This window comes from Bacillus sp. AFS023182 (genome assembly GCF_002560575.1).
Taxonomy (GTDB): domain Bacteria; phylum Bacillota; class Bacilli; order Bacillales; family Bacillaceae_G; genus Bacillus_A; species Bacillus_A arachidis.
Genome location: NZ_NTRO01000051.1, coordinates 1 through 24352 on the forward strand (window position 1 = coordinate 1; position 24352 = coordinate 24352).

Here is a 24352-nt window from a genome sequence, read left to right on the forward strand (position 1 = left end):
TTCACGTTGTTTGTTTCGTTTAGTTTTCAAAGTTCAATATCGCGTTTCGGCGACTTTCATAATATAACATAATATATCATTTTCGTCAACAAGTTTTTTTGATAACTTGTATCTCTCATTTGCTGACTCTGCCTATTATATAGGCTTTCTCTTCTCTATGCAAGTACTATTCCAAAAAAAATAAGAGGGGGGAGATCCTCCTCTTATTCTTCAGAAGCTTCTTCGCTTCCCTCATCGTTATCATCATCTTTTTGCGCTTTTGCTACCGTTGCAACTTCATGTTCATCACCTAAACGAATTAGTCGAACACCTTGTGTATTACGTCCCATTTGAGAAATTTGATCAACCGGCATACGAATAATGACACCTGCAGCTGTAATTAGCATAATATCTTCTTCACCTGTTACAGATTTAACTGCCACTAATTTACCGTTCTTTTCTGTAATATTACAAGTTTTTAGACCTTTACCACCACGGCTTTGCAGACGATATTCCTCAACTGGTGTGCGTTTTCCATAACCATTTTTTGTTACAATTAAAACATTCATATCCTCTTCAACAATTTCCATGCCTACAACTTGATCTTCATCGCCTAGTGTAATAGCTTTTACACCAGCAGCATTACGTCCCATAGAACGCACATCTTGCTCATTAAAACGAATTAACATACCGTTGCTTGTTCCAACGATAATGTCCTTATCACCAGATGTTAATCGTACAGAGATTACTTCATCCTCTTCACGAAGAGAAATTGCAATTAAACCATTCGTACGTATATTTGCAAACGACGAAAGAGGTGTTCTCTTAGAAATACCTTGTTTTGTTGTAAAGAATAAGAATTGATCATCACCAAATTCACGAATTGGAATAATGGCATTGACCCACTCACCTTTGTCTACTTCTAACAGATTAATAATTGGTATACCTTTTGCCGTACGGCTATACTCTGGAATTTCATATCCTTTTGTACGGTATACTTTACCTTTGTTTGTGAAGAATAGAATATGATCATGTGTAGACGTTGTCAATAAGTGCTCAACGAAGTCATCATCATTCGTACCCATCCCTTGTACACCACGTCCCCCGCGGTTCTGTGTTTTATACGTAGAAGCGGGTAATCGTTTAATGTAACCATTATGAGTAAGTGTGATAGCAATATTTTGCTCTGGGATTAAATCCTCATCTTCAATTGCTTCCATACCACCAATTGTAATTTCTGTTCTTCTTTTATCATTAAAACGTTCTTTTACTTCCATTAATTCTTCACGGATGATTTCAAGAACCTTTTCTTCATCTGCTAAAATTGCTTTTAATTCAGCAATTAACTTCATTAAGTCTTGGTATTCTTGTTCAATTTTTTCGCGTTCTAGTCCTGTTAAGCGTTGCAAGCGCATATCTAAAATTGCTTGCGCTTGTTTTTCACTTAAACCGAAACGTTCCATCAATCCTTGTTTTGCAATATCAGCAGTTTTTGAACTACGAATTAATGTTATTACTTCATCAAGGTGATCCAATGCGATTCGTAGTCCCTCTAAAATATGAGCGCGCGCTTCTGCTTTCTCTAATTCATAAGCAGTACGTCTACGGATAACTACCTTTTGATGCTCTAAATAATAATATAAAGTTTGTTTTAAGTTTAATACTTGTGGCTCTCCATTTACTAGGGACAGCATATTAATACCGAAACTAGTTTGAAGCGCTGTATGTTTATATAAATTATTTAATAGTACGTTTGCATTTGCATCACGGCGTACTTCCATGACAATGCGCATACCATTTCGATCTGATTCATCGCGTAAATCTGTAATACCTTCAATTTTCTTATCTCGAACTAATTCCGCAATCTTCTCGATCAATCTTGCTTTGTTAACTTGATAAGGTAGCTCTGTTACAATAATTGCTTGTTTTCCATTGGTTTTTTCTTCAATTTCAACTTTAGCACGAAGTATAATAGAACCTCGTCCTGTTTCGTATGCTCTTCGAATGCCACTTCTTCCTAAGATTAGACCCGCCGTCGGAAAATCTGGTCCCGGAATAAATTCCATTAATTCTGCAATAGTTATTTCAGGGTTATGGCTCAATGCTAGTACGCCATCAATTACTTCCCCCAGTTGATGTGGCGGAATATTTGTTGCCATACCAACCGCTATACCCGTTGTACCATTTACTAATAAGTTAGGGAAACGTGCAGGTAGTACAATCGGTTCTCTTTCAGAGCCGTCATAGTTATCTTGGTAATCTATCGTGTTTTTTGTAATATCACGCAATAGTTCCATAGAAATCTTAGACATTCTTGCTTCTGTATAACGCATTGCTGCAGCCGAATCTCCATCAACAGAACCGAAGTTACCGTGTCCATCAACCAGCATATAACGTTGGCTAAAATCTTGTGCCATACGTACCATTGTTTCGTAAACAGCTGAATCACCGTGCGGATGATACTTACCGATTACTTCACCAACGATACGTGCTGATTTCTTATATGCTTTATCAGCAGTAATCCCTAAATCATTCATTGCGTATAAAACCCTGCGATGCACAGGCTTTAATCCATCACGAACATCTGGTAGTGCACGAGATACGATAACACTCATCGCGTAATCTAAAAATGAAGTACGCATTTCGTGGCTAATATTAATTTCTCGAATTCGTGCTTGTTGTTGATTGTCTGACATCAACGAGCACCTCCTCTTACATTTCCGTTACACATACATTGATTTATACGTAGAAGACAGGAACGCTCAGATTCCTGTCATTACTTACTTAAATATCAAGGTTTTTCACGTATTTTGCATTTTCTTGGATAAAGTTTCGACGCGGTTCAACTTTATCACCCATTAAAATTTCAAACGTTTCATCTGCTTCAATTGCATCTTGCAGAGAAACTTGAAGTAATGAACGTACTTCTGGATCCATTGTCGTTTCCCATAGCTGAGTCGGGTTCATTTCTCCAAGACCTTTGTAACGTTGAATGCCTGGTTTTGGCTGAGCTGGTAACTCTGCTAATATCTTTTCAAGCTCTTTATCATTATAGGCATATTGAATTTTTTTCCCTTGTTGCACTTTAAACAATGGTGGTTGTGCGATATAAATATAGCCATGCTCAATAATTTGACGCATATAACGATAGAAGAACGTTAATAATAGGGTACGAATATGTGCACCATCGACATCAGCATCTGTCATAATAATAACTTTATGATAGCGAGCTTTTTCAATATCAAAATCTCCACCGATGTTTGTACCAATTGCCGTAATGATCGTACGTACTTCATCATTAGATAAAATTTTATCTAATCGCGCCTTTTCAACGTTAATAATTTTACCTTTCAGTGGTAAGATTGCTTGGAAATGGCGATCACGTCCTTGTTTTGCCGATCCTCCTGCAGAGTCACCCTCTACGATATAAATCTCACTTATTGATGGATCTTTAGAAGAACAATCCGCAAGCTTCCCTGGTAAACTTGATACTTCTAACGCACTCTTTCGACGTGTTAATTCACGCGCCTTCTTCGCTGCTACACGTGCACGTGCTGCCATTGTTCCTTTTTCTACAACCTTACGGGCAACGTTTGGGTTCTCAAGTAAAAACTTTTCGAATGCTTCTGAGAAAACTGATTCTGTAATCGTTCTCGCTTCACTATTTCCAAGCTTTGTTTTCGTTTGTCCCTCAAACTGTGGGTTTGGATGCTTGATAGATACAATTGCTGTTAATCCTTCACGTACATCTTCACCTGTGAGGTTACTATCAGCATCTTTTAGGATGTTGTTTTTTCGTCCATAATCATTTATTACACGCGTTAAAGCAGTCTTAAAGCCAACCTCATGTGTACCACCTTCATACGTATGAATATTATTCGTAAATGAATAAATATTGTTTGTATAGCCTTCGTTGTATTGAAGAGAAACTTCAACTTGAATTCCATCTTTCGAACCTTCTACATATACAGGTTCTTCGTGAATCGGTTGCTTCGAGCGATTTAAATGCTCAACATAAGATTTAATCCCACCTTCATAATGGAACTCTTTCTTTTGCTTATTTTCACGTCTATCTTCAATTGTCAATTTAATATTACGATTTAAAAATGCTAACTCACGCATACGAGTTGCTAACGTATCAAAATCATATTCTGTCGTTTCTTTAAAAATTTCTGAATCTGGCTTAAAGCGAGTTATTGTCCCTGTACGATCTGTTTCACCAATTACTTTTAAATCCGCAACCGGAACACCTCGTTCATACTTTTGGTAATGAATCTTACCTTCACGGTGTACAAATACCTCTAACTCTGTTGATAGAGCATTTACAACAGATGCCCCTACGCCATGGAGACCACCCGAAACCTTATAACCGCCACCGCCAAATTTACCGCCAGCGTGAAGTACAGTCATAATAACCTCTACAGCAGGACGTCCCATTTTTTCCTGTATACCAACTGGAATACCACGACCATTATCCGTTACACGAATGCTATTATCTTCTTCAATACTAACGTTAATCTCATCACAATATCCTGCTAATGCTTCATCAATACTATTATCAACAATTTCCCATACAAGATGATGAAGACCTTTTCCGCTTGTAGATCCAATATACATACCAGGACGTTTTCGAACTGCTTCTAGTCCTTCAAGCACCTGTATTTGACTTTCATCATATGAATTTTCCTGCATTTGCTTTTGTTCCATTGACACAAAGATCACCTACTTTTCCATTTAAACAGAAATTATGCTCTGTCTATTTCACAATCTACCGTGCCGCTTTTTACATGAATTGTTTTCGCTTGCTTTAATGTTTCGTGTTCAATTCCGTCGACACTCGTCGTTGTCACAAATGTTTGCACTTTTCCTTGAATTGTATTTAAGAGATGCGATTGACGATAATCATCTAACTCTGATAATACATCATCTAATAAGAGGATTGGGTATTCTTTCACCTCTGAATAAATCAATTCAATTTCAGCTAACTTTAGGGAAAGTGCGGTTGTTCGTTGTTGTCCTTGTGAACCAAAGACTTGAACATTTTTACTATTAACGAAGAATTGTAAATCATCACGATGAGGACCAATTAAAGTTGTACCACGGAAAATTTCACGTTGTTTCACAGACTGAAAACTTTCATAGTATACTTCTTTTATTTTCGACAAATCCATTGATTCTGATACATCTACGCTCGGTTTATAGACTATTTCTAACTCCTCTAATCCTCTACTAATACCACGATGGATTGGAGCAGCCCATTCTTGTAGTAATTTCAAAAACTCAAAACGTTTTTGTAAGATTTTCGTACCATGTTCAATGAGTTGAAGTGTAAATACATCCAACATCGTTTCCTCATTTTTACTATTCCCTTGCATTTTTTTTAGCAAGTGATTTCGCTGCGTGAGCACTTTTTGATATTGACTTAATTCATACAAATAGACAGGTGCTATTTGTCCAAGCTCCATATCTAAAAAGCGTCTTCGTACTTGAGGGCTTCCTTTTACAAGATTTAAATCTTCTGGGGCAAACATAACAACATTCATTTCACCAATGTATTGGCTCAACTTTTGTTGTTCTAGTTGGTTTAATTTTGCCTTTTTGCCTTTTTTAGAAATATTTAATTCTAAAGACAAAGAACTATTTCGTTTTTGTAATCTACCTTTTATTTTACCATAATCCTCATCCCATCGGATAAGTTCACGATCGTTCGAAGTTCGATGAGATTTGGCCATCGCTAATACATAAATAGCTTCCATCAAATTCGTTTTCCCCTGGGCGTTTTCACCAATAATTACATTCACTTTATCCTCAAAGGAAAGATCTAGATATTCATAATTGCGATAATTTTTTAATTGTAATTCTGTAATATACAAAGGGCTCCCCCTTTATGATTGAACTTGAAATGTTCCGTTTCCCGGAATTTCAATAATATCATTTGCATATAACTTTCTGCCTCTTCTATTCTCAGGCTCTTGATTGACGTATACTTCATACTCCTGTAAGAACCATTTAACAGCGCCACCTGTATCGATTACATCAGCTAACTTTAAAAATTGCCCTAGTGTAATATACTCTGTTGAAATCTTAATACGTTTCATAAAATCTCTCACTTTCTGAAAGTGTTCATTCTTTCATTGTACTAAATAAACCAGCATTAGGAAAGTAATACCCCGAAAATCAAATAAGGGCTACTAGCATATTTTAACTAGCAACCCTCACTCTCACTTAGTAAGTACGAACCGGTAAAATTAATTGGATGATGGAATCATCATTTACTGTACGAATTAAGAACGGTCTCATTGCTCCAGTAAAACTAATTTTAATTTCTGTACTATCTAACGCTTTTAATGCGTCCATCATATATTTTGCACTAAAGGAAATTTTTAATTCTTCCCCTTCTACGTTTTCACATTGAACTTCTTCTACTACTTTCCCGATTTCCGGTGAATTTGAAGAAATTTCTAGCATTTGCTCTTCTAACGTTGATAATTTTACAACATTATTGCGACCATCTCTTGCTAGCAAAGAAGCACGATCAATTGCTTGTAAAAACTCTTTTGTATTCACAAATATGTCTGTTTTACTTTCTGCTGGAATTAATCGAGTTGTATCTGGGTAATTTCCTTCTAATAATCTTGAGAAGAATAATAAATGTTTCGTTCGGAATAATACTTGATACTCTGTAATGACGATATCTACCATTTCCTCAGACTCATCTAAAATTTTACTTAATTCATTCAAACTTTTTCCAGGAATAACAACATTCGCTTGAAATTCCTCAGAAATTGTATGACCTTCAATCTTTGCTTTACGAAGTGCTAGTCTGTGACTATCTGTTGCAATACAAGTCAACTCGCTGTTATATACCTTCCAGTTTACACCTGTCAAGATTGGACGCGTTTCTGAAGTTGAAACAGCAAATACAGTTTGACGAATCATATGTTTGAGTAAATCTGTTGGAAGCTTAAATACATGGTGCTCCTCGATTTGTGGTAATAATGGATATTCTGCAGAATCTAAGCCATTTAAATTAAACTCTGATTTTCCAGATTTTATTTTTGTCATAAAATGATTTTCTACAGAAATTTCTACTGTATCTTTTGGTAATTTTTTTACGATCTCGCTAAAATATTTTGCTTGTAAAACAATACTTCCTGATTGTTCAATTTCAACAATTTCTTTTCCATCTTCTTCAACTGGTATAAAAGATTCAATTGAAATATCAGCATCGCTTCCTGTTAACGTAACACCTTCTTCAGTTGCAACAACTTTAATTCCTGTAAGAATGGGAATTGTTGTACGAGAGGAAACTGCTTTCATTACATCTTGTACACTTCTTACAAGATAGTCTTTTTGAATTGTAAAACGCATAATAAAAACCTCCGGGAAATATAAGATTTTATTTATTTAATAAAGATAAAAAATAGTAGTAATAGTAATAGGGCTTGTGGATATGTGGATAACTGTATTTAGAGACGGAAAAACAGTCTATCTACATGTGGATAGACTGTGTGTAAAACAAATAAAGTTATTCACACTATTCAGCTACTACCTTAAAATATCATTGATTTCTTCAACTTGTTTTTGCAGTTGCGTATCAGTCTTTAATAGCTTTGAAATTTTTTCGTGCGCATGGATAACGGTTGTATGATCACGTCCACCAAATTCTTCCCCAATTTTAGGTAAAGATGAATCTGTTAACTCACGTGATAGATACATTGCAATTTGGCGCGGAAATGCGACTGATTTTGTACGTTTTTTTGCTTTAAAGTCCTCTAATTTAACCTGAAAAACATCTCCAACTGCCTTTTGAATATCATAGATAGAAATAATCTTTGGTTTAGAGTTTGGAATAATATCTTTAAGTGCTTCAGCAGCTAAATCTGCATTTATATCTTTATTAATTAGAGATGAATAAGCAACAACTCGAATAAGTGCACCCTCTAATTCACGGATGTTCGAGTCAATTTGATTTGCAATATAGAGCATGACTTCGTTTGGGATATCGAGGCCTTCCGCTTTCGCTTTCTTTCGTAAAATTGCAATTCTCGTCTCTAAATCTGGCGGCGTAATATCTGTAATAAGCCCCCATTCAAAACGGGAACGAAGGCGATCTTCTAATGTTGGAATCTCTTTTGGCGGTCGATCACTTGAGATTACGATTTGCTTACTTTCTTCATGCAATGCATTAAATGTATGGAAGAACTCTTCTTGTGTTTGTTCTTTTCCAGCAAGGAATTGAATATCATCTATAAGCAGGACATCAACATTACGATATTTATTACGGAAGTCGACCGCTTTATTATCTCGAATTGAGTTAATAAATTCGTTTGTAAATTTTTCCGATGACAAATAAACCACTTTGGCATTTGGATTATGCTCAATGACATAATGGCCAATTGCGTGCATTAAGTGTGTTTTTCCAAGCCCAACGCCCCCATAAATAAATAGCGGGTTATATGCTTTGGCTGGTGCTTCAGCAACTGCTAATGAAGCTGCATGAGCAAAACGGTTCCCAGAGCCAATAACAAATGTATCAAACGTATATTTTGGATTTAACATGCTCTGTGGTAAGTGACTAGATTCATCATTTATTCTCTTCTTTTTAGCAGGAGGATAGTCAATCTCCTCTTCAGTTTGACTTTGGGGAATAATAAAGCGAATTTCTAGTTTTGCTCCTGTTAAATCATAAAGTGTTTCTGAAATCAGTTCTGAATAATGAGATTCTAGCCAGTCACGAGCAAATTCATTTGGAGCTGTAATCGTTAATATATTTTTTTTCAAAGCATGTGCTTTAGTGGATTTCAACCACGTTTCATAACTTGGTTTACTCACCTTTTTTTCTAGTTCTTTCAAGGCACTATTCCATAAATCAGAGATATTTTCCAAAGGTGTCCCTCCTTTACAAAGATGGTAAAAGAATAAGGTTGCGCAATGATTGTACAACCTTCCAAAACGTAAATGTATATTTATACGAAACGTATTTTAAAACCCAAAAACGTCGTTTGTATACGAGATAGAGTTTTCGACAAAAAACACAAATGTGGACAAGTGTTTACCCACATGTGATTAAAACTGTCCACATGTTATGCACAAATTGTGGATAAATTAAAACTGTGGAAAACTTGTTCAAGGTGAAAACACAACTATAATATCAAAAAAAGATAGCTATAGCAATGAAATTCAAAAAGTTATCCACAAAATCAATACCTTGTGGAATAAACTTGTCCACAATACGATATACTGTGTAAAAGCGGGAAAATAATTTGTGGATATAAAAAAATAAAAAATACATTATCCACAACGAAATAAAACAGCTGTGAAAAAATTTGTGAATAGGTTCAATATGAATATTTGATGAAAATTTGGAGAACCATTGACATTTTCCTAGTTGATTAACTATAATTTATAAGACTGTCTTTAACAGATATTCCTCAGGGAGGTGTCATATAATGAAAAGAACTTACCAACCAAATAAACGTAAGCGCAGCAAAGTACATGGTTTCCGCAGCCGTATGAGCACAGCGAACGGACGTAAAGTGCTAGCAGCTCGTCGTCGTAAAGGAAGAAAAGTATTATCTGCGTAGACCACTGATCGTTCAGTGGTCTTTTTTTCTAGTAATAATGAATTTCCGCTGATGAAATACAGGAGTGTCAATTGATATGAAGAAAAAGAATCGTGTAAAGAAAAATGATGAATTTCAGGATGTTTTTCAAAATGGGAAATCAAATGCAAATCGTCAGTTTGTGGTATATCAGCTTGAAAAAGTGGAGCAACCATACTTTCGAATTGGTCTTTCCGTTAGCAAGAAGTTGGGCAATGCAGTAGTGCGTAATCGAATTAAGCGTATGATTCGCCAATCGATTACAGAATTAAAAGATGAGATAGATTCTGGAAAAGATTTTGTTATAATAGCAAGGAAGCCTTGTGCAGATATGACATATGAACAATTGAAGAAAAGCTTAATTCATGCCTTTAAGCGCTCTGGTATGAAAATAACAAACAAGTAGCGTAGGAAAAGGAAAATGAATTACACTATATACATACCGAAACAAGGAGGAGTAGGCTGTGAAAAAGAAGATAGGCTTACTAGCCATGGTTATTGCATTAATGGCAGTTACTGCAGGCTGTAGTGAAACAAATCTGCCGATTACATCGAAAAGCACAGGGATTTGGAATGAATATTTCGTATACCCGCTTTCTCAGTTAATCACGTATTTTGCAAAATTATTTGGTAATAATTATGGTTTAGCGATTGTTGTTACAACTCTTATTATTCGTTTTGCGTTATTACCATTAATGATTAAACAAACGAAGAGTACGAAAGCAATGCAAGCGCTGCAACCAGAAATGGTGAAATTAAAAGAGAAATATAGCTCTAAGGACCAAGCAACACAACAAAAACTGCAACAAGAAATGATGCAGCTATATCAAAAGAATGGTGTAAACCCATTAGCAGGTTGTTTACCAATCTTTGTTCAAATGCCGATTTTATTCGCATTTTACCATGCGATTATGAGAACGGCAGAGATTAGTAAACATACATTCTTATGGTTTGATTTAGGTCAGGCAGATCCGTACTATATCCTTCCGGTTGTTGCGGCAATCACAACATTTATTCAGCAAAAGGTTGCCATGGCGGGTACTGCTGGACAAAACCCACAAATGGCAATGATGGTTTGGCTTATGCCGATCATGATTTTAGTCTTCGCAATTAACTTCCCAGCAGCATTATCACTATACTGGGTAGTTGGTAACATCTTTGGTATTGCTCAAATGTATATGATCAAAGGGCCTGATATTAAGGCTAGTAAGGCAGGAGGATCAAGCAAGTGAGTATAATTACTGCTAAAGGACAAACAGTCGAGCTGGCAGTACAAGATGCTTTAAGACAATTAAAAGTTTCAAGAGATCAAGTAGATGTGAACGTTGTTGATGAAGGCAAGAGAGGGTTCCTCGGCCTTATAGGGAATCGTCCAGCTATCGTGGAAGTTGTAGTGAAGAAAGATCCTATCCAAGAAGCTGAGCAGTACTTAAAAAGTGTTGTTCGGGAAATGGGTGTGGAAGTGATGATTACGAAAAATGTAAAAGGTCGAGAAATTGAATTTACACTTTCTGGGAAAGATGTAGGGATATTAATCGGAAAAAGAGGCCATACGTTAAATTCTTTACAATATTTAACAAAACTTGTTGCAAATCGTAATACGAAGCAATATATCGGTATTACAATTGATGCTGAAAACTATCGTAGTAAGAGAAAAGATACGTTAGAATCGCTTTCTTATCGATTAGCAAAACAGGTAATGGTAACCAAAAAAAATGTTGTATTAGAACCAATGCCCTCTTTTGAGAGAAAAATTATTCATCAAGCATTATCCAATCATCCGAATGTAATTACAACTTCTGAAGGTAAAGAACCACATCGGCATGTAGTAATATCTTCCAAATAACCGGTTGCTCATTTGAGTACCGGTTTTTTTGTGAGTGTATGAAAAAATAAATTGTGGATAACTAAAAACACTAAACTTATCCACTGTGAATAAGTTTAGTGTTTTTTACATGAGGACATAATAAAATGAGTTATTATTCTTTTGTAGATAGGTTCGTTATGGTATCCTAATAGTTTAGTGAAGGAAAAAATAATGTTGAAATAGAGAGAAATAAGCAAGCGAGGTGAAAGGACATGGATTTTGATACAATTGCTGCAATTTCCACGGCACTTGGGGAAGGGGCAATTGCCATTGTTCGAGTAAGTGGAGAAGATGCGATTGAAAAGGTCAATCGCATTTTTAAAGGGAAAGATTTAACGAAGGTTTCTTCTCATACAATTCATTACGGTCATATTGTAGACTTAGATAAAAATCAGGTAATCGAAGAAGTAATGGTATCAATTATGCGAGCGCCAAAGACATTTACGCGTGAAAATATTGTAGAAATCAATTGTCACGGTGGCCTTGTTTCCGTAAATAAAGTATTACAACTTATTTTGGCTCAAGGAGTACGTTTGGCAGAGCCAGGTGAATTTACAAAGCGTGCATTTTTAAATGGACGTATTGACTTATCGCAAGCGGAAGCTGTAATGGATTTGATTCGTGCGAAGACAGATCGAGCGATGAATGTAGCAATTAATCAAATGGAAGGGCGATTATCCAAATTAATTGGACGCCTTCGTCAAGAAATTTTAGAAACATTGGCTCATGTAGAAGTGAATATAGATTATCCCGAATACGATGATGTAGAAGAAATGACGCACAATATTTTAATTGAAAAAGCTACACATGTTCGCGGTGAAATTAAAAAAATATTGGAAACGTCTAAGCAAGGGAAAATTTTGCGAGAAGGAATTGCAACGGCGATTATTGGGAGACCGAACGTTGGAAAGTCTTCATTATTAAACAGTCTTGTTCAAGAGAAAAAGGCGATTGTAACTGATATTGCAGGAACAACTCGTGATGTCATTGAAGAGTATGTCAATGTACGTGGGGTTCCACTTAAACTCATAGATACAGCGGGAATTCGTGAAACAGAAGATATTGTTGAACGAATTGGTGTAGAACGTTCAAAAGAAATGATGGGGCAGGCTGATTTAGTCCTAATTGTAGTAAATTATAGTGAAGCATTAACGACTGAAGATGAAGAATTATTCCGTGCTGTGCAAGGGAAAGATTTTATTGTTATTGTAAATAAAACAGACTTACCAAAGCAAATTGATATGGAACGTGTTATAGAATTAGCAGGTACAAATCGCATGATTACAACGTCGCTAATTGAGGAAAAAGGTATAGATGAGCTAGAACAAGCTATAGCAGACCTATTCTTTGAAGGAACAATTGAGTCAGCAGATATGACGTATGTTTCTAATGCAAGACATATTGGTTTATTGACACAAGCAGAAAAAACAATTGGGGATGCTATTGAGGCAATAGAAAATGGTGTTCCAATTGATATGGTTCAAATTGATCTAACAAGAACATGGGAAATACTTGGTGAAATTACTGGAGATACAGTTCATGAAAGCTTAATCGACCAATTGTTCTCTCAATTTTGTTTAGGAAAATAACATATAAGTGTTTTAGAAGGATAGATAATCTTAGGAGGAATAAACAATGGGATACAATGCCGGTTCTTACGATGTCATAGTAATCGGTGCAGGTCATGCAGGATGCGAAGCTGGTCTTGCAGCAGCACGTATGGGCTCAAAAACATTAATGTTAACAATTAATTTAGACATGGTAGCTTTTATGCCTTGTAACCCTTCTGTTGGTGGACCAGCAAAAGGGATTGTTGTCCGTGAAATTGATGCTTTAGGCGGCGAGATGGGACGTAATATTGATAAAACACACATCCAAATGCGTATGTTGAATACAGGAAAAGGCCCGGCTGTACGCGCTCTTCGTGCACAAGCAGATAAATTTTCATATCAACACGAATTAAAGAAAACGATTGAGGAAACACCAAATTTAACATTATGTCAAGGAATGGTGGAACGTCTAATTGTTGAGGATGATGTATGTAAAGGTGTAATTACACAATCAGGTGCTGAATACACAGCGAAAACAGTTGTAATTACAACGGGTACATTTTTACGCGGTGAGATTATCATGGGTGATTTAAAATATTCAAGTGGTCCAAATAATCAACAACCGTCCATCACATTATCTGAGCATTTAGAGGAGCTTGGTCTCGAACTTGTGCGATTTAAAACAGGTACGCCTCCTCGTGTAAATAGTAATACGATTGATTATAGCAAAACAGAAATTCAACCAGGTGATGATAAACCTCGCGCTTTCTCTTTTGAAACAACAAAATTTATTATGGATCAAATTCCATGCTGGTTAACATATACGAGTGAAGAGACACATCGTTTAATCGACCGAAATTTACATCGTTCAGCTATGTATTCTGGTATGATTAAAGGAACGGGTCCTCGTTACTGTCCTTCAATTGAAGATAAAGTGGTACGTTTCAATGATAAACCACGTCACCAAATTTTCTTAGAACCAGAAGGACGTAATACACAGGAAGTATATGTACAAGGTTTGTCAACAAGCTTACCAGAGGACGTACAACGTGAAATGCTTAAAACAATTCCTGGTTTAGAGAATGTTGAAATGATGCGTACAGGTTATGCCATTGAATATGATGCAATTGTACCGACACAGTTGTGGCCGACACTTGAGACGAAAAAGATTAAAAATTTATATACAGCGGGGCAAATTAACGGTACGTCTGGCTATGAAGAAGCAGCAGGACAAGGAATTATGGCCGGAATTAACGCTGCATGTCGTTCTTTAGGGAAAAAAGAGGTTATTTTAGGTCGTTCTGATGCTTATATTGGTGTTTTAATTGATGATCTTGTGACGAAAGGGACAAATGAACCGTATCGTCTTTTAACATCCCGAGCTGAATATCGTTTATTATTGCGTCATGATAATGCAGATCTACGTTTAACGGAGATTGGTCATGAAATTGGCTTAATTCCAGAAGAGCGCTATGAGCGTTTTAGCGCGAAAAAAGGACAGATTGATCAAGAAAAGTCACGTTTAGAAAGCATTATTATTAAACCGCGTCCTGAAGTGCAGGAATTAATTCGCAGTGTTGGAGGAAGCGAATTAAAAGATGGAATACGTGCAAGTGATTTACTACGTCGTCCGGAAATGACGTATGAACATATTCGTATTCTTGCACCAAGTGAAGTGGAAATACACGATGAAATCGCTGAACAGGTAGAAATTCAAATTAAGTATGAGGGATATATTGAAAAATCCTTACAACAAGTAGAACGTATGAAGAAAATGGAGAGCAAGAAGATTCCTGTCGACATTGATTACGATGCGATTTCTGGAATCGCTTCTGAAGCGAGACAAAAATTAAAAGATGTTCGTCCTCTGTCTATGGGGCAAGCATCCCGTATTTCCGGAGTAAATCCAGCTGATATTTCCATTTTACTTGTGTATATTGAACAAGGAAAAATTGCGCGAGTATCGAACCAATAAATAAGTAAGGAGATATGGCAAGATGAACATAGAAAAATTTCAATCTATGCTAGGAGAAAGAGGGATTACTCTTTCTCCTAGGCAATTAGAGCAATTTGAAATCTACTTTGAAACATTAGTGGAATGGAATGAGAAAATGAATTTAACAGCTATTACAGAGAAAGAGGAAGTGTATTTAAAACACTTTTTTGACTCGATTACAGCTGCTTTTTATTTTGATTTTTCAAAATCATTTTCCATTTGTGATGTCGGTGCAGGTGCTGGATTTCCAAGTATTCCATTGAAGATTTGTTTCCCGCATTTAAAAATAACAATTGTAGATTCATTGCAAAAACGTATCAATTTTTTAAATCATTTAGCTCAAAAATTAGAGTTAAGTGATGTGGCGTTCTGCCACGATCGTGCCGAAACATTCGGGAAAAAAGAGGGTGTTCGTGAATCATTTGATATCGTAATGGCCCGTGCTGTAGCGCGTCTTTCTGTACTGAGTGAGTTGTGCTTGCCGCTTGTAAAAGTAGGTGGGACATTTATCGCAATGAAAGGTGCGGCTGCCAATGAAGAAATTGAAAACGGTAAGTATGCTTTAGAGGTGCTTGGTGGTGAACTAAAAGAGATCTCTACTTTCCAATTACCATTCGAAGAAAGTGAACGTAACATTTTATCAATTATGAAAAAGCGCAAAACACCAAAGAAATATCCTCGTAAGCCAGGGACACCCAATAAATTACCTATTGAAAAATAAATCTTATTAGACGTAAGATTAAATTATATAAATGAAAACGTAAATGTTTCATAGGAAACATTTCTGTGTAGGACATTCAATAGGCCCAAAGGTGGTGGAATATGTATGAAAAATACGTTTTCTCGTTTATTTGGCTTTGGAGATAAAGAGAGCGAATTCGAATTACAGGAAGAAAGCCATGAAGAAATAAATAAAAAGATACATGAAGAAATACAAGAAATTCTGATAGCAAATATCGTCCCAAATCGTTATCAACCTCGCACAGTTTTTGATGATGCACGTATTGATGAACTTGCTTTGACCATTCGTACACATGGACTTATCCAACCAATTGTTGTAAGGCAATATGAAGAAGGTAAGTATGAAATTATTGCCGGGGAAAGACGTTTTCGTGCTGCAACGAAATTAGGCTGGGAAAAGGTTCCGGCAATTATAAAAAACTTAAATGATACTGAAACAGCTTCTGTTGCTCTAATTGAGAACTTGCAACGTGAAGAGCTAACAGCAATTGAAGAGGCTATCGCTTACCAAAAGTTAATTGAGTTACATAATTTAACACAAGAAGCATTAGCACAAAGGCTCGGAAAAGGACAATCAACAATCGCAAATAAGTTGCGATTATTAAAGTTGCCTGAAGAAATTAAACAAGCATTGCTAGAAAAAAGTATTACAGAACGACATGCCCGTGCTCTCATTCCTTTAAAAAATAAAGAATTACAGTTGAAAGTTTTACAAGAGATTATAGAAAAACAGTTGAATGTAAAACAAACTGAGGAACGTATTGCTAAACTACTGGAAGAAGTAAAACCAAAGCGTAAGGCAAAACAGAAAGCGGTAAGTCGTGATATGCGAATTGCGATGAATACAATTAGACAATCATTACAAATGGTTGCAAACAGTGGACTTAATGTGAATTCTGAAGAAGAAGAATTTGATGAGTACTATCAAATTACAATTAAGATTCCTAAAAAGAAATAATTCATATGTAATAGAGATCTCACTTTTTTGGGGGGTCTCTTTTCCTATATTTTTCTTCTTAAATGAAGAAGGAGTTTTAGAATAAATTTTGAAGTTTAATAAGGATGCAAAAGAAAAGTTTTTATTTCATGTTACAATAAACATAATTATTTTTAGAATAAGACAGAAAGGTTGAAAGTAGGTGACATCATGGGAAAAATCATTGCAATTGCTAACCAAAAAGGCGGCGTAGGAAAAACAACAACGTCTGTTAACTTAGGTGCTGGATTAGCACAGGTAGGAAAAAAAGTATTACTCATTGACATTGATGCTCAGGGAAACGCAACGACAGGTGTAGGAATTGAAAAATCGGAGTTAGATCAATGCATTTATAATGTTCTTGTAGAAGATGCAGAAGTTCAAGAGGTTATACAAAAAACCGCAACTGAAAACTTAGATGTTCTACCTGCTACAATTCAATTGGCAGGTGCTGAAATTGAACTGGTACCAACCATTTCCCGGGAAGTTCGTTTACAAAGGGCTTTGCAGCCAATTCGTAATGAATATGATTATATTATCATTGATTGCCCCCCATCTTTGGGCTTATTAACAATTAATGCATTAACAGCAGCAGATTCCGTTATTATTCCAGTTCAATGTGAATACTATGCATTGGAAGGATTGAGTCAATTACTGAATACAGTTCGTCTTGTACAAAAGCATTTAAATAAAAATTTAGCAATTCAAGGTGTACTATTAACGATGTTAGATGCACGTACAAACTTAGGAATTCAGGTTATAGATGAAGTGAAGAAATATTTCCGAGATAAAGTATATCGTTCTATTATTCCACGTAATGTTCGTTTGAGTGAAGCGCCAAGTCATGGGAAACCAATTATGCAGTATGATGCTAAATCGAGGGGTGCAGAAGTGTATATAGATTTAGCAGAGGAAGTGATTGCTGGTGGTTAAAGGATTAGGAAGAGGGATTAATGCGTTCTTTCCAGATTTAGATGTGAAAGAGGAAGAGAAAATTCAAGAAATTACATTAAATGAATTAAGACCCAACCCCTATCAACCGCGTAAAAACTTTCAAAAAGAAGCAATTCAAGAATTGGCAGCATCCATTAAAGAACATGGCATTTTACAACCTTTGATCGTAAGGAAAAGTATTAAAGGATACGAAATTGTTGCTGGTGAACGAAGGTACCGAGCTGCAAAAGAGGCACATCTTGAAAAAGTTCCAGCTGTTGTTCGAGAATTAAATGAACAGCAAATGATGGAATTTGCTTTGTTAGAAAATTTACAACGTGAAGATTTAAATCCAATGGAAGAGGCTGTGGCATATCAAATGCTAATGGATGAGTTGAATGTGACTCAGGAGCAATTAGCAAAACGTCTCGGAAAAAGTAGACCATATATCGCTAATTATGTTCGGTTGCTTACACTCCCTTCATTTGTTCAAGAAATGATTGCCGATGGAAATCTATCGATGGCACATGGACGGACATTACTTACAATAAAAGACGAGGAAAAACTAAAGTCATTGTTGAAGCGCATTGAAAAGGAAGGATTGAATGTTAGACAGCTAGAGCAAATTGTTCAACAGATGCACCAGCGCGTTTCACGTGAAACAAAGAAAGTGAAACGCGAACGAAATATATTTTTCGAAGAACGTGAAACGCTATTAAGGGAAAAATTCGGAACGGGTGTAAAAATTAAAGAAACAAAGAAAGAAAAAGGGAAAATTGAAATAGAATTTTTCAATAAAGAAGATTTAAATCGTATTTTAGAATTATTATCTAGGGAAAACTGAAAAGCAAACCATCTTTTTGTTTATAGATGGTTTGCTTTTTTCAATACGGATAATTTTTGGTCCGTTTCCTTTATGCTCTGGGCAATAACGTCTGCCATTTTCATAACTAGATTTAATCTCGTATTCTGTAAGACAAAAAATTCCATAAAACCGTTTAAATTCACGATACCATGTATGTGTAGCTCACCGATTGCTGGTAACTTTTTATTCATCGCTGCACCAGGTTTACTAGGTCCTTCACCAACAGTTATGGAACCGATGTTTTGGGATTTTCCAAGACAAGCATCGATTGCAATAATAAAAGAATCCGGTACAGAGTTTTGTATATTCTGAATATTATCTTCGAGATTTAGGGCGTGAATGGGTTCGTCAAGTGTGCCAAATACGTGGAAGTTTTGAATGTTCATTTGTTCTAGTTTAGATCCGACTAATGGGCCAAGTGCGTCACCGGTTGAGCGATCTGTTCCAATGCAGATTATGCTGAGGGGTGTATTTTCATGAGTAGGTATGTGTGAGAGAAGAAAATCACTAATTATTGTACAAGCTTCTAAATCATGATGCATGACATTTTGCGATTTTTTTTCAAAAAAAGGTAAGCGAAAACTTCCGATATTCATGAAGCATCCATCCTTTTGATAAATTTTATAATTCGTTGTAAAAGTTTTTGGCTTTAGAATTTATTTTATAAAGCTTTAGTAATTGGGAGGTTAATTCTCAGGAATTCAAGAAAAATTAATATGGAAAATTATAAGTTCTTTATTTTTGTAAGCCGTTTATAAAATCGGAAATAATAGTACTAGTATATATATATCACTACCATTTTATACCTGGATAGAAGTAAACAAGCACAAATAAGATAATAAATTTTTTTCAGAAATAGGGAAAACTTCTGATACAATAAAGAGGATAGAAACAGAAATTTTTGCTGGAGAGGTAGAGGTATATGGATTTATTAGAGAAATGGTTTCATGCTATAAATTGGGCTCATATAGGAATGGGCGCACTAAAAATAATTATTATTTTAGTACTTGGTGCAATAGTTGTTCGTCTTGCTAGAGCGATTGTTCGAAAGGCATTTCATATGGGAAGCCGCTCACCGATTCAAATTTCGGAGCGTCGTACAGTTACTGTAGCTAAATTACTTGAAAATATTGTAGCATACGTTGTTATATTTATTATGTTAATTGCGATTTTAGGGGTATTTGGGATTAATGCAGCAGGTTTATTGGCCGGTGCTGGGGTCATTGGTTTAGCAATCGGTTTTGGTGCTCAAAGTTTAGTGAAAGATGTTATTACAGGATTATTTATTTTGTTAGAAGATCAATTTTCAGTTGGTGATTATGTTCGTATCGGCCAATTTGAAGGTGTCGTTTTAGAAATTGGATTACGTACAACGAAGATGAAAAGTTGGACAGGGGAAATCCATATTCTTCCTAATGGGAGCATTATACAGGTAACAAACTTTTCCATTAGTAATAGTGTTGCATTTGTTGATGTATCGATTTCCTATGATAGTGATATCGTGCGTGCAGAGCAGATAATTGAAGAGTTACTAGAAGAATTACCAGAAAAATATGAGCAAATGGTAGCAACACCTCAATTATTAGGTATTCAAACACTTGGTGCATCTGACGTTGTGCTCCGTGTAATTGCTGAAGTGGAACCGATGCAGCATGCACCTACTGCTAGAGCGCTTCGTAAAGAAATTAAAAATCGTCTTGATTTACACGGCATTGAGATTCCATATCCACATATGGTTTTATATAATCGTAAAGAGATGGTTAATCAAAAAGCAAATTAATGACGAGGGGAGTTTAGAGGGTGGAACAAAAGCAATATAACTTGTACGATGTTGTGGAAATGAAGAAGGCCCATCCGTGTGGTGCAAATCGTTGGAAAATTATTCGTATGGGAATGGATATCCGCATTAAGTGCGAGGGGTGTGGCCATTCGGTAATGATTCCTCGAAGAGAGTTTGATCGTAAGGTGAAAAAAATTCTTGTAAAGCACGAAGAATAGAGAAGAAGTAACAGTTGCTTTAAGCGGCTGTTACTTTTTTTGGCTTTTAGGGAACTTGTCATTTTATTCGTTACTATCTATAATGATGGAAGATTGAGACATAGGAGTGAAAAATATGGGATTAACGGCTGGGATTGTTGGTTTACCTAACGTAGGGAAATCAACATTATTTAATGCAATTACACAAGCGGGAGCAGAATCTGCAAACTATCCGTTTTGTACAATTGATCCGAACGTAGGGATTGTAGAGGTACCGGATGATCGCTTAAATAAACTAACGGAACTAGTAGAACCTAAGAAAACTGTTCCAACTGTATTTGAATTTACTGATATCGCAGGTATCGTAAAAGGCGCAAGTAAAGGTGAAGGACTAGGAAATAAATTTTTATCTCATATCCGTCAAGTAGATGCGATTTGCCAAGTTGTTCGTTGTTTTGAGGATGAAAATATTACACACGTTTCAGGAAAAGTAGATCCAATTGATGATATTGAAACGATTAACTTAGAGTTAATCTTAGCTGATTTAGAATCTGTTGATAAGCGTATTGAACGTGTAGCAAAATTAGCAAGACAAAAGGATAAAGAAGCCGTATATGAACATGAAATTTTAGTTCGTTTAAAAGAGGCGTTTGAAGAGGGAAAACCAGCTCGTACTGTTGAATTTACAGAAGAACAAATGAAAATTGTTAAAGGTCTTCATTTGCTTACAACGAAAGAAATGTTATATGTAGCGAACGTGAGTGAAGATGATATTATGGATCCATCTGAGAATAAATATGTGCAGATGGTAAAAGAATTTGCAGCGAATGAAAATTCACAAGTAATCGTTGTTTGTGCAAAAATTGAATCGGAAATTGCTGAGCTAGACGAGGAAGAGAAAAAGGTATTCCTCGAGGAGTTAGGTATTGAAGAATCAGGCCTAGACCAGTTAATTCGTGCCGCATACGATTTATTAGGATTAGCTACTTATTTCACAGCTGGTGTACAAGAAGTGCGTGCGTGGACATTCAAAAAAGGTATGAAGGCACCTCAATGTGCTGGTGTTATTCATACAGACTTTGAACGTGGATTTATTCGTGCTGAAACAGTTTCTTATGCTGATTTAATGGAGAACGGCTCTATGACAGCGGCTAAGGAAGCTGGAAAAGTACGTTTAGAAGGAAAAGAGTATATCGTAAAAGATGGAGATGTTATGCACTTCCGCTTTAACGTGTAATTCTATATTTCCTAGGAAAAATAGGGATATAAACTTGGTGAACATATCATATGTTTGCCAAGTTTTTTATTTATTGGTGAGTTGATTCATCTAACTTACTATGATATAATCTAAACTCGTGAGTAATTACTATATAATTAATTGCTCCTTGCCCATTATGGGCCGTTTAGACCAAAAGGAGGTGAAAGTGTAATGAAAAAGTACGAAATCATGTACATCATCCGTCCAAACATGGAGGAAGAAGCTCAAAAAGCTTTAGTTGAGCGCTTTGCAGGCGTTTTAACTAACAATGGTGCAGAAATCATTAACACGAAAGAGTGGGGTAAGCGTCGTTTAGCTTACGAAATCAACGACTTACGTGACGGTTTCTACATGATCTTAAACGTAAATTCTAACGCAGAAGCTGTTAAAGAATTCGATCGTTTAGCTAAGATCAACGAAGATATCCTTCGTCACATCGTTGTTAAAGAAGAAGAAAAATAATTAAGATATATAGGGAGAGTGGTTCGATTGATGAATCGTGTTATCCTCGTTGGTCGTTTAACTAAGGACCCTGACTTACGTTACACGCCCAATGGTGTTGCGGTAGCTACTTTCACGTTAGCTGTAAATCGCGCATTTGCGAATCAACAAGGTGAGCGTGAAGCTGACTTTATTAATTGTGTAATATGGCGTAAACAAGCAGAAAACGTGGCGAATTATTTGAAAAAAGGTAGCTTAGCAGGCGTAGATGGACGTCTTCAAACTCGTAATTATGAGGGACAAGATGGTAAACGTGTATATGTAACAGAGGTTCTTGCGGAGAGCGTACAATTTTTAGAGCCGCGTAATAGCGGCGGGGAGCAACGTGGTTCATTCAATCAGCAACCATCAGGAGCTGGTTACGGTAACCAAGGCTCTAACCCATTTGGTCAATCTAGTAATTCAGGTAACTCTGGATTTACGAAGAATGACGATCCATTTTCAAATGTAGGTCAACCGATTGATATTTCGGACGACGATTTACCATTTTAATGGTATGAATCGGTTATTTTTAACAAAGAATGGAGGGAAATAGACATGGCAGGACGCAAAGGTGGACGTGCGAAACGTCGTAAGGTGTGTTTCTTCACATCTAACGGTATTACTCGCATTGACTATAAAGATGTTGATTTATTAAAACGTTTCGTTTCTGAGCGTGGTAAAATTTTACCTCGTCGTGTAACAGGAACAAGCGCAAAATACCAACGCAAACTTACAGTTGCAATTAAACGTGCTCGTCAAATGGCACTTTTACCATATGTTGGTGAATAATAGCGTATGAAATGCACAGTAGAGTCGGACTCTACTGTGCATTTTGCTATGCTTTTCTTTTTAGAAAGAGGAGGTAAAAGATGAAACGTACAAGGCTTATTACAGAAGGGGCAGTTTTGTTAGCTGTATATGCAGTTTTACTTTTAACGTTCTTGTATGTACCCGTTATAAGTATGGTTGCAATATTTGCACTGCCATTACCTTTTTTATTGTTTATGGTAAGATACCCGTTTTCTAATACATGCATGCTTCTTGGGGCGGCAATTCTTATTACTATTATTGTTAGTTCACCACTTAGTCTTGTGAATACATTTATGTCAGGCATAATAGGCATCTCTTTAGGATATATGTATAAGAAGAAAAAAGAGCCAGCGGAGATATTATTGGTAGGGACGCTTGTATATTTGCTTAATTTTGTACTAGTCTATGTAGCGAGTATACAATTTTTTAACATAGATTTTCTTAAGGAAATGCAAGATATGTTCAAACAAGGAATGGAACAAAGTGAAGAAATAATGAAGGCAGCGGGTGTGCCAATTAGCCAAGAGCAAAAAGATTTGTTAGGGCAATTCAGTGATATGCTACGAATTCTTTTGCCAAGTTTGTTTGTAATGGTTTCTTTAATATATTCTTGGATTACAGTATTAATAGCAGGTAATGTTTTAAAGAGATTGAAGTATACTGTAGCACCGTGGCCTAAGTTTAAGGATATGCAATTGCCAAAAAGCATTGTTTGGTATTATGTTGTATTCATTTTACTTTCAACATTTATGAAGGTTGAATCAGATTCATATGTATATATGGCATTTTCTAATCTATATGCCATCTTTTCATTGCTACTTTTATTCCAAGGTTTTTCATTTATAGCCTTCTTCGCGCATGCAAAAGGTTATGCAAAAGCTATTCCTATTCTCAGCTTTATCGTATGTATGATTATTCCAATGTTGTTTCCTCTAGTCACAATCTTAGGTATAATTGATTTAGGCTTTTCGTTACGTTTTAAAATACAATCAAAATAAGCGAGAACGAGAAATGAAACCAGCTCGGTGAAACTCTCATTACCAATCGTGCTTTTCGTTTTTTTGCATATAAATCACTGCAATGAAATGAAAGGAGACCCGCACTGATTTTCTCACTCTGTTTTCACTTGGCATGGGTGGGAAGAGAATCTGACCGTTTCTATGCATAGTTGGAGGCTTTCTCATACCTAAAAAGTAAGGTTTTATATCGGTTTTTCAATTTGTATTTATATAAAGTTTATTATGTGACGTAAGCTTTTAGTGGAAGTTTAACTTAGGGCGTTTAATTTGTTCAACTAGCTACTGATGGAAAT

General features: G+C 36.0%; 24 protein-coding genes. 17 read left to right on the forward strand and 7 right to left on the reverse strand.

The features are described from left to right. Positions 1-203: 203 nt before the first annotated feature. The 6 genes from gyrA to dnaA all read right to left on the reverse strand — a co-directional run bounded on the left by gyrA (position 204) and on the right by dnaA (position 8868). Positions 204-2675 (reverse strand): DNA gyrase subunit A, encoded by a 2472-nt coding sequence (gene gyrA / locus CN288_RS19565; RefSeq protein ID WP_026592176.1) that lies wholly within the window; start codon positions 2673-2675, stop codon positions 204-206. 88 nt (positions 2676-2763) lie between these two features. Further along, positions 2764-4686 (reverse strand): DNA topoisomerase (ATP-hydrolyzing) subunit B, encoded by a 1923-nt coding sequence (gene gyrB, locus CN288_RS19570; RefSeq protein ID WP_035415036.1) that lies wholly within the window; start codon positions 4684-4686, stop codon positions 2764-2766. Positions 4687-4724: 38 nt separating this feature from the next. Further along, complete coding sequence (gene recF, locus CN288_RS19575; protein WP_026592174.1) at positions 4725-5852, reverse strand: DNA replication/repair protein RecF; 1128 nt, start codon at positions 5850-5852, stop codon at positions 4725-4727. Positions 5853-5864: 12 nt separating this feature from the next. Continuing rightward, positions 5865-6077, reverse strand: coding sequence for a S4 domain-containing protein YaaA (gene yaaA / locus CN288_RS19580; protein ID WP_026592173.1), 213 nt, complete (start codon positions 6075-6077; stop codon positions 5865-5867). Between the two features lie 127 nt (positions 6078-6204). Beyond that, positions 6205-7350 carry a DNA polymerase III subunit beta gene (dnaN, locus tag CN288_RS19585; protein ID WP_026592172.1) on the reverse strand — a complete coding sequence of 382 codons (1146 nt, stop codon included), beginning with the start codon at positions 7348-7350 and terminating at the stop codon, positions 6205-6207. A 177-nt stretch (positions 7351-7527) separates the two neighbouring features. After that, positions 7528-8868: a chromosomal replication initiator protein DnaA gene (gene dnaA / locus CN288_RS19590; protein WP_026592171.1), complete on the reverse strand. Its 1341-nt coding sequence runs from the start codon at positions 8866-8868 to the stop codon at positions 7528-7530. 563 nt (positions 8869-9431) lie between these two features. On the opposite strand from dnaA, the gene rpmH reads away from it, so the two are divergent. From rpmH to CN288_RS19640, 10 genes are all read left to right on the forward strand, one after another. Further along, positions 9432-9566: a 50S ribosomal protein L34 gene (rpmH, locus tag CN288_RS19595; protein ID WP_000831901.1), complete on the forward strand. Its 135-nt coding sequence runs from the start codon at positions 9432-9434 to the stop codon at positions 9564-9566. 76 nt (positions 9567-9642) lie between these two features. Continuing rightward, positions 9643-9990 (forward strand): ribonuclease P protein component, encoded by a 348-nt coding sequence (gene rnpA, locus CN288_RS19600; protein ID WP_090692836.1) that lies wholly within the window; start codon positions 9643-9645, stop codon positions 9988-9990. 58 nt (positions 9991-10048) lie between these two features. After that, positions 10049-10816 carry a YidC family membrane integrase SpoIIIJ gene (gene spoIIIJ / locus CN288_RS19605; RefSeq protein WP_026592169.1) on the forward strand — a complete coding sequence of 256 codons (768 nt, stop codon included), beginning with the start codon at positions 10049-10051 and terminating at the stop codon, positions 10814-10816. After that, positions 10813-11430, forward strand: coding sequence for an RNA-binding cell elongation regulator Jag/EloR (gene jag / locus CN288_RS19610; RefSeq protein ID WP_098302926.1), 618 nt, complete (start codon positions 10813-10815; stop codon positions 11428-11430). The genes spoIIIJ and jag overlap by 4 nt, the downstream gene beginning before the upstream one ends. A gap of 233 nt (positions 11431-11663) precedes the next feature. Beyond that, complete coding sequence (gene mnmE, locus CN288_RS19615; RefSeq protein WP_026592167.1) at positions 11664-13040, forward strand: tRNA uridine-5-carboxymethylaminomethyl(34) synthesis GTPase MnmE; 1377 nt, start codon at positions 11664-11666, stop codon at positions 13038-13040. Positions 13041-13086: 46 nt separating this feature from the next. Continuing rightward, the gene (gene mnmG / locus CN288_RS19620; RefSeq protein WP_026592166.1) at positions 13087-14976 is read left to right on the forward strand and encodes a tRNA uridine-5-carboxymethylaminomethyl(34) synthesis enzyme MnmG; all 1890 of its coding nucleotides are present in this window, start codon (positions 13087-13089) and stop codon (positions 14974-14976) included. Between the two features lie 22 nt (positions 14977-14998). Next, entirely contained in the window at positions 14999-15718 is a 720-nt protein-coding gene (gene rsmG / locus CN288_RS19625; RefSeq protein ID WP_026592165.1) for a 16S rRNA (guanine(527)-N(7))-methyltransferase RsmG, read from the forward strand. 105 nt (positions 15719-15823) lie between these two features. Beyond that, the gene (gene noc / locus CN288_RS19630; protein WP_026592164.1) at positions 15824-16696 is read left to right on the forward strand and encodes a nucleoid occlusion protein; all 873 of its coding nucleotides are present in this window, start codon (positions 15824-15826) and stop codon (positions 16694-16696) included. A 189-nt stretch (positions 16697-16885) separates the two neighbouring features. Further along, complete coding sequence (gene soj, locus CN288_RS19635) at positions 16886-17647, forward strand: sporulation initiation inhibitor protein Soj (protein ID WP_026592163.1); 762 nt, start codon at positions 16886-16888, stop codon at positions 17645-17647. Continuing rightward, positions 17640-18491 carry a ParB/RepB/Spo0J family partition protein gene (locus CN288_RS19640; protein WP_026592162.1) on the forward strand — a complete coding sequence of 284 codons (852 nt, stop codon included), beginning with the start codon at positions 17640-17642 and terminating at the stop codon, positions 18489-18491. The genes soj and CN288_RS19640 overlap by 8 nt, the downstream gene beginning before the upstream one ends. Positions 18492-18511: 20 nt before the next feature. Here CN288_RS19640 and yyaC read toward each other — a convergent pair whose 3' ends face one another. Beyond that, positions 18512-19108, reverse strand: a complete 597-nt coding sequence (gene yyaC / locus CN288_RS19645) for a spore protease YyaC (RefSeq protein WP_098302927.1) — start codon at positions 19106-19108, stop codon at positions 18512-18514. A gap of 326 nt (positions 19109-19434) precedes the next feature. On the opposite strand from yyaC, the gene CN288_RS19650 reads away from it, so the two are divergent. From CN288_RS19650 to CN288_RS19680, 7 genes are all read left to right on the forward strand, one after another. Next, a complete protein-coding gene (locus tag CN288_RS19650; protein WP_026592160.1) occupies positions 19435-20292 on the forward strand; it encodes a mechanosensitive ion channel family protein in 858 nt (285 codons plus the stop codon). 20 nt (positions 20293-20312) lie between these two features. Then, a complete protein-coding gene (locus CN288_RS19655; RefSeq protein WP_016112820.1) occupies positions 20313-20510 on the forward strand; it encodes a DUF951 domain-containing protein in 198 nt (65 codons plus the stop codon). Between the two features lie 115 nt (positions 20511-20625). Next, positions 20626-21726: a redox-regulated ATPase YchF gene (gene ychF, locus CN288_RS19660; RefSeq protein WP_026592159.1), complete on the forward strand. Its 1101-nt coding sequence runs from the start codon at positions 20626-20628 to the stop codon at positions 21724-21726. A 192-nt stretch (positions 21727-21918) separates the two neighbouring features. Further along, the gene (rpsF, locus tag CN288_RS19665; RefSeq protein WP_026592158.1) at positions 21919-22209 is read left to right on the forward strand and encodes a 30S ribosomal protein S6; all 291 of its coding nucleotides are present in this window, start codon (positions 21919-21921) and stop codon (positions 22207-22209) included. Between the two features lie 27 nt (positions 22210-22236). Next, positions 22237-22740: a single-stranded DNA-binding protein gene (gene ssb, locus CN288_RS19670; RefSeq protein ID WP_026592157.1), complete on the forward strand. Its 504-nt coding sequence runs from the start codon at positions 22237-22239 to the stop codon at positions 22738-22740. A 45-nt stretch (positions 22741-22785) separates the two neighbouring features. Beyond that, positions 22786-23019 (forward strand): 30S ribosomal protein S18, encoded by a 234-nt coding sequence (rpsR, locus tag CN288_RS19675; protein ID WP_000918874.1) that lies wholly within the window; start codon positions 22786-22788, stop codon positions 23017-23019. Between the two features lie 80 nt (positions 23020-23099). Beyond that, positions 23100-24038 (forward strand): YybS family protein, encoded by a 939-nt coding sequence (locus tag CN288_RS19680; protein WP_026592156.1) that lies wholly within the window; start codon positions 23100-23102, stop codon positions 24036-24038. Positions 24039-24352 lie beyond the last annotated feature (314 nt).

Excerpts from the sequence above, each read along its gene's own strand:
- ychF (WP_026592159.1), top strand. The coding sequence starts at position 20,626 with ATGGGATTAACGGCTGGGATTGTTGGTTTACCTAACGTAGGGAAATCA.
- rpsR (WP_000918874.1), top strand. The coding sequence starts at position 22,786 with ATGGCAGGACGCAAAGGTGGACGTGCGAAACGTCGTAAGGTGTGTTTC.
- gyrA (WP_026592176.1), bottom strand. The coding sequence starts at position 2,675 with ATGTCAGACAATCAACAACAAGCACGAATTCGAGAAATTAATATTAGC.
- mnmG (WP_026592166.1), top strand. The coding sequence starts at position 13,087 with ATGGGATACAATGCCGGTTCTTACGATGTCATAGTAATCGGTGCAGGT.
- rsmG (WP_026592165.1), top strand. The coding sequence starts at position 14,999 with ATGAACATAGAAAAATTTCAATCTATGCTAGGAGAAAGAGGGATTACT.
- noc (WP_026592164.1), top strand. The coding sequence starts at position 15,824 with ATGAAAAATACGTTTTCTCGTTTATTTGGCTTTGGAGATAAAGAGAGC.
- soj (WP_026592163.1), top strand. The coding sequence starts at position 16,886 with ATGGGAAAAATCATTGCAATTGCTAACCAAAAAGGCGGCGTAGGAAAA.
- rpsF (WP_026592158.1), top strand. The coding sequence starts at position 21,919 with ATGAAAAAGTACGAAATCATGTACATCATCCGTCCAAACATGGAGGAA.
- CN288_RS19650 (WP_026592160.1), top strand. The coding sequence starts at position 19,435 with ATGGATTTATTAGAGAAATGGTTTCATGCTATAAATTGGGCTCATATA.
- yaaA (WP_026592173.1), bottom strand. The coding sequence starts at position 6,077 with ATGAAACGTATTAAGATTTCAACAGAGTATATTACACTAGGGCAATTT.
- rnpA (WP_090692836.1), top strand. The coding sequence starts at position 9,643 with ATGAAGAAAAAGAATCGTGTAAAGAAAAATGATGAATTTCAGGATGTT.
- dnaN (WP_026592172.1), bottom strand. The coding sequence starts at position 7,350 with ATGCGTTTTACAATTCAAAAAGACTATCTTGTAAGAAGTGTACAAGAT.
- yyaC (WP_098302927.1), bottom strand. The coding sequence starts at position 19,108 with ATGAATATCGGAAGTTTTCGCTTACCTTTTTTTGAAAAAAAATCGCAA.
- rpmH (WP_000831901.1), top strand. The coding sequence starts at position 9,432 with ATGAAAAGAACTTACCAACCAAATAAACGTAAGCGCAGCAAAGTACAT.
- gyrB (WP_035415036.1), bottom strand. The coding sequence starts at position 4,686 with ATGGAACAAAAGCAAATGCAGGAAAATTCATATGATGAAAGTCAAATA.
- CN288_RS19680 (WP_026592156.1), top strand. The coding sequence starts at position 23,100 with ATGAAACGTACAAGGCTTATTACAGAAGGGGCAGTTTTGTTAGCTGTA.
- mnmE (WP_026592167.1), top strand. The coding sequence starts at position 11,664 with ATGGATTTTGATACAATTGCTGCAATTTCCACGGCACTTGGGGAAGGG.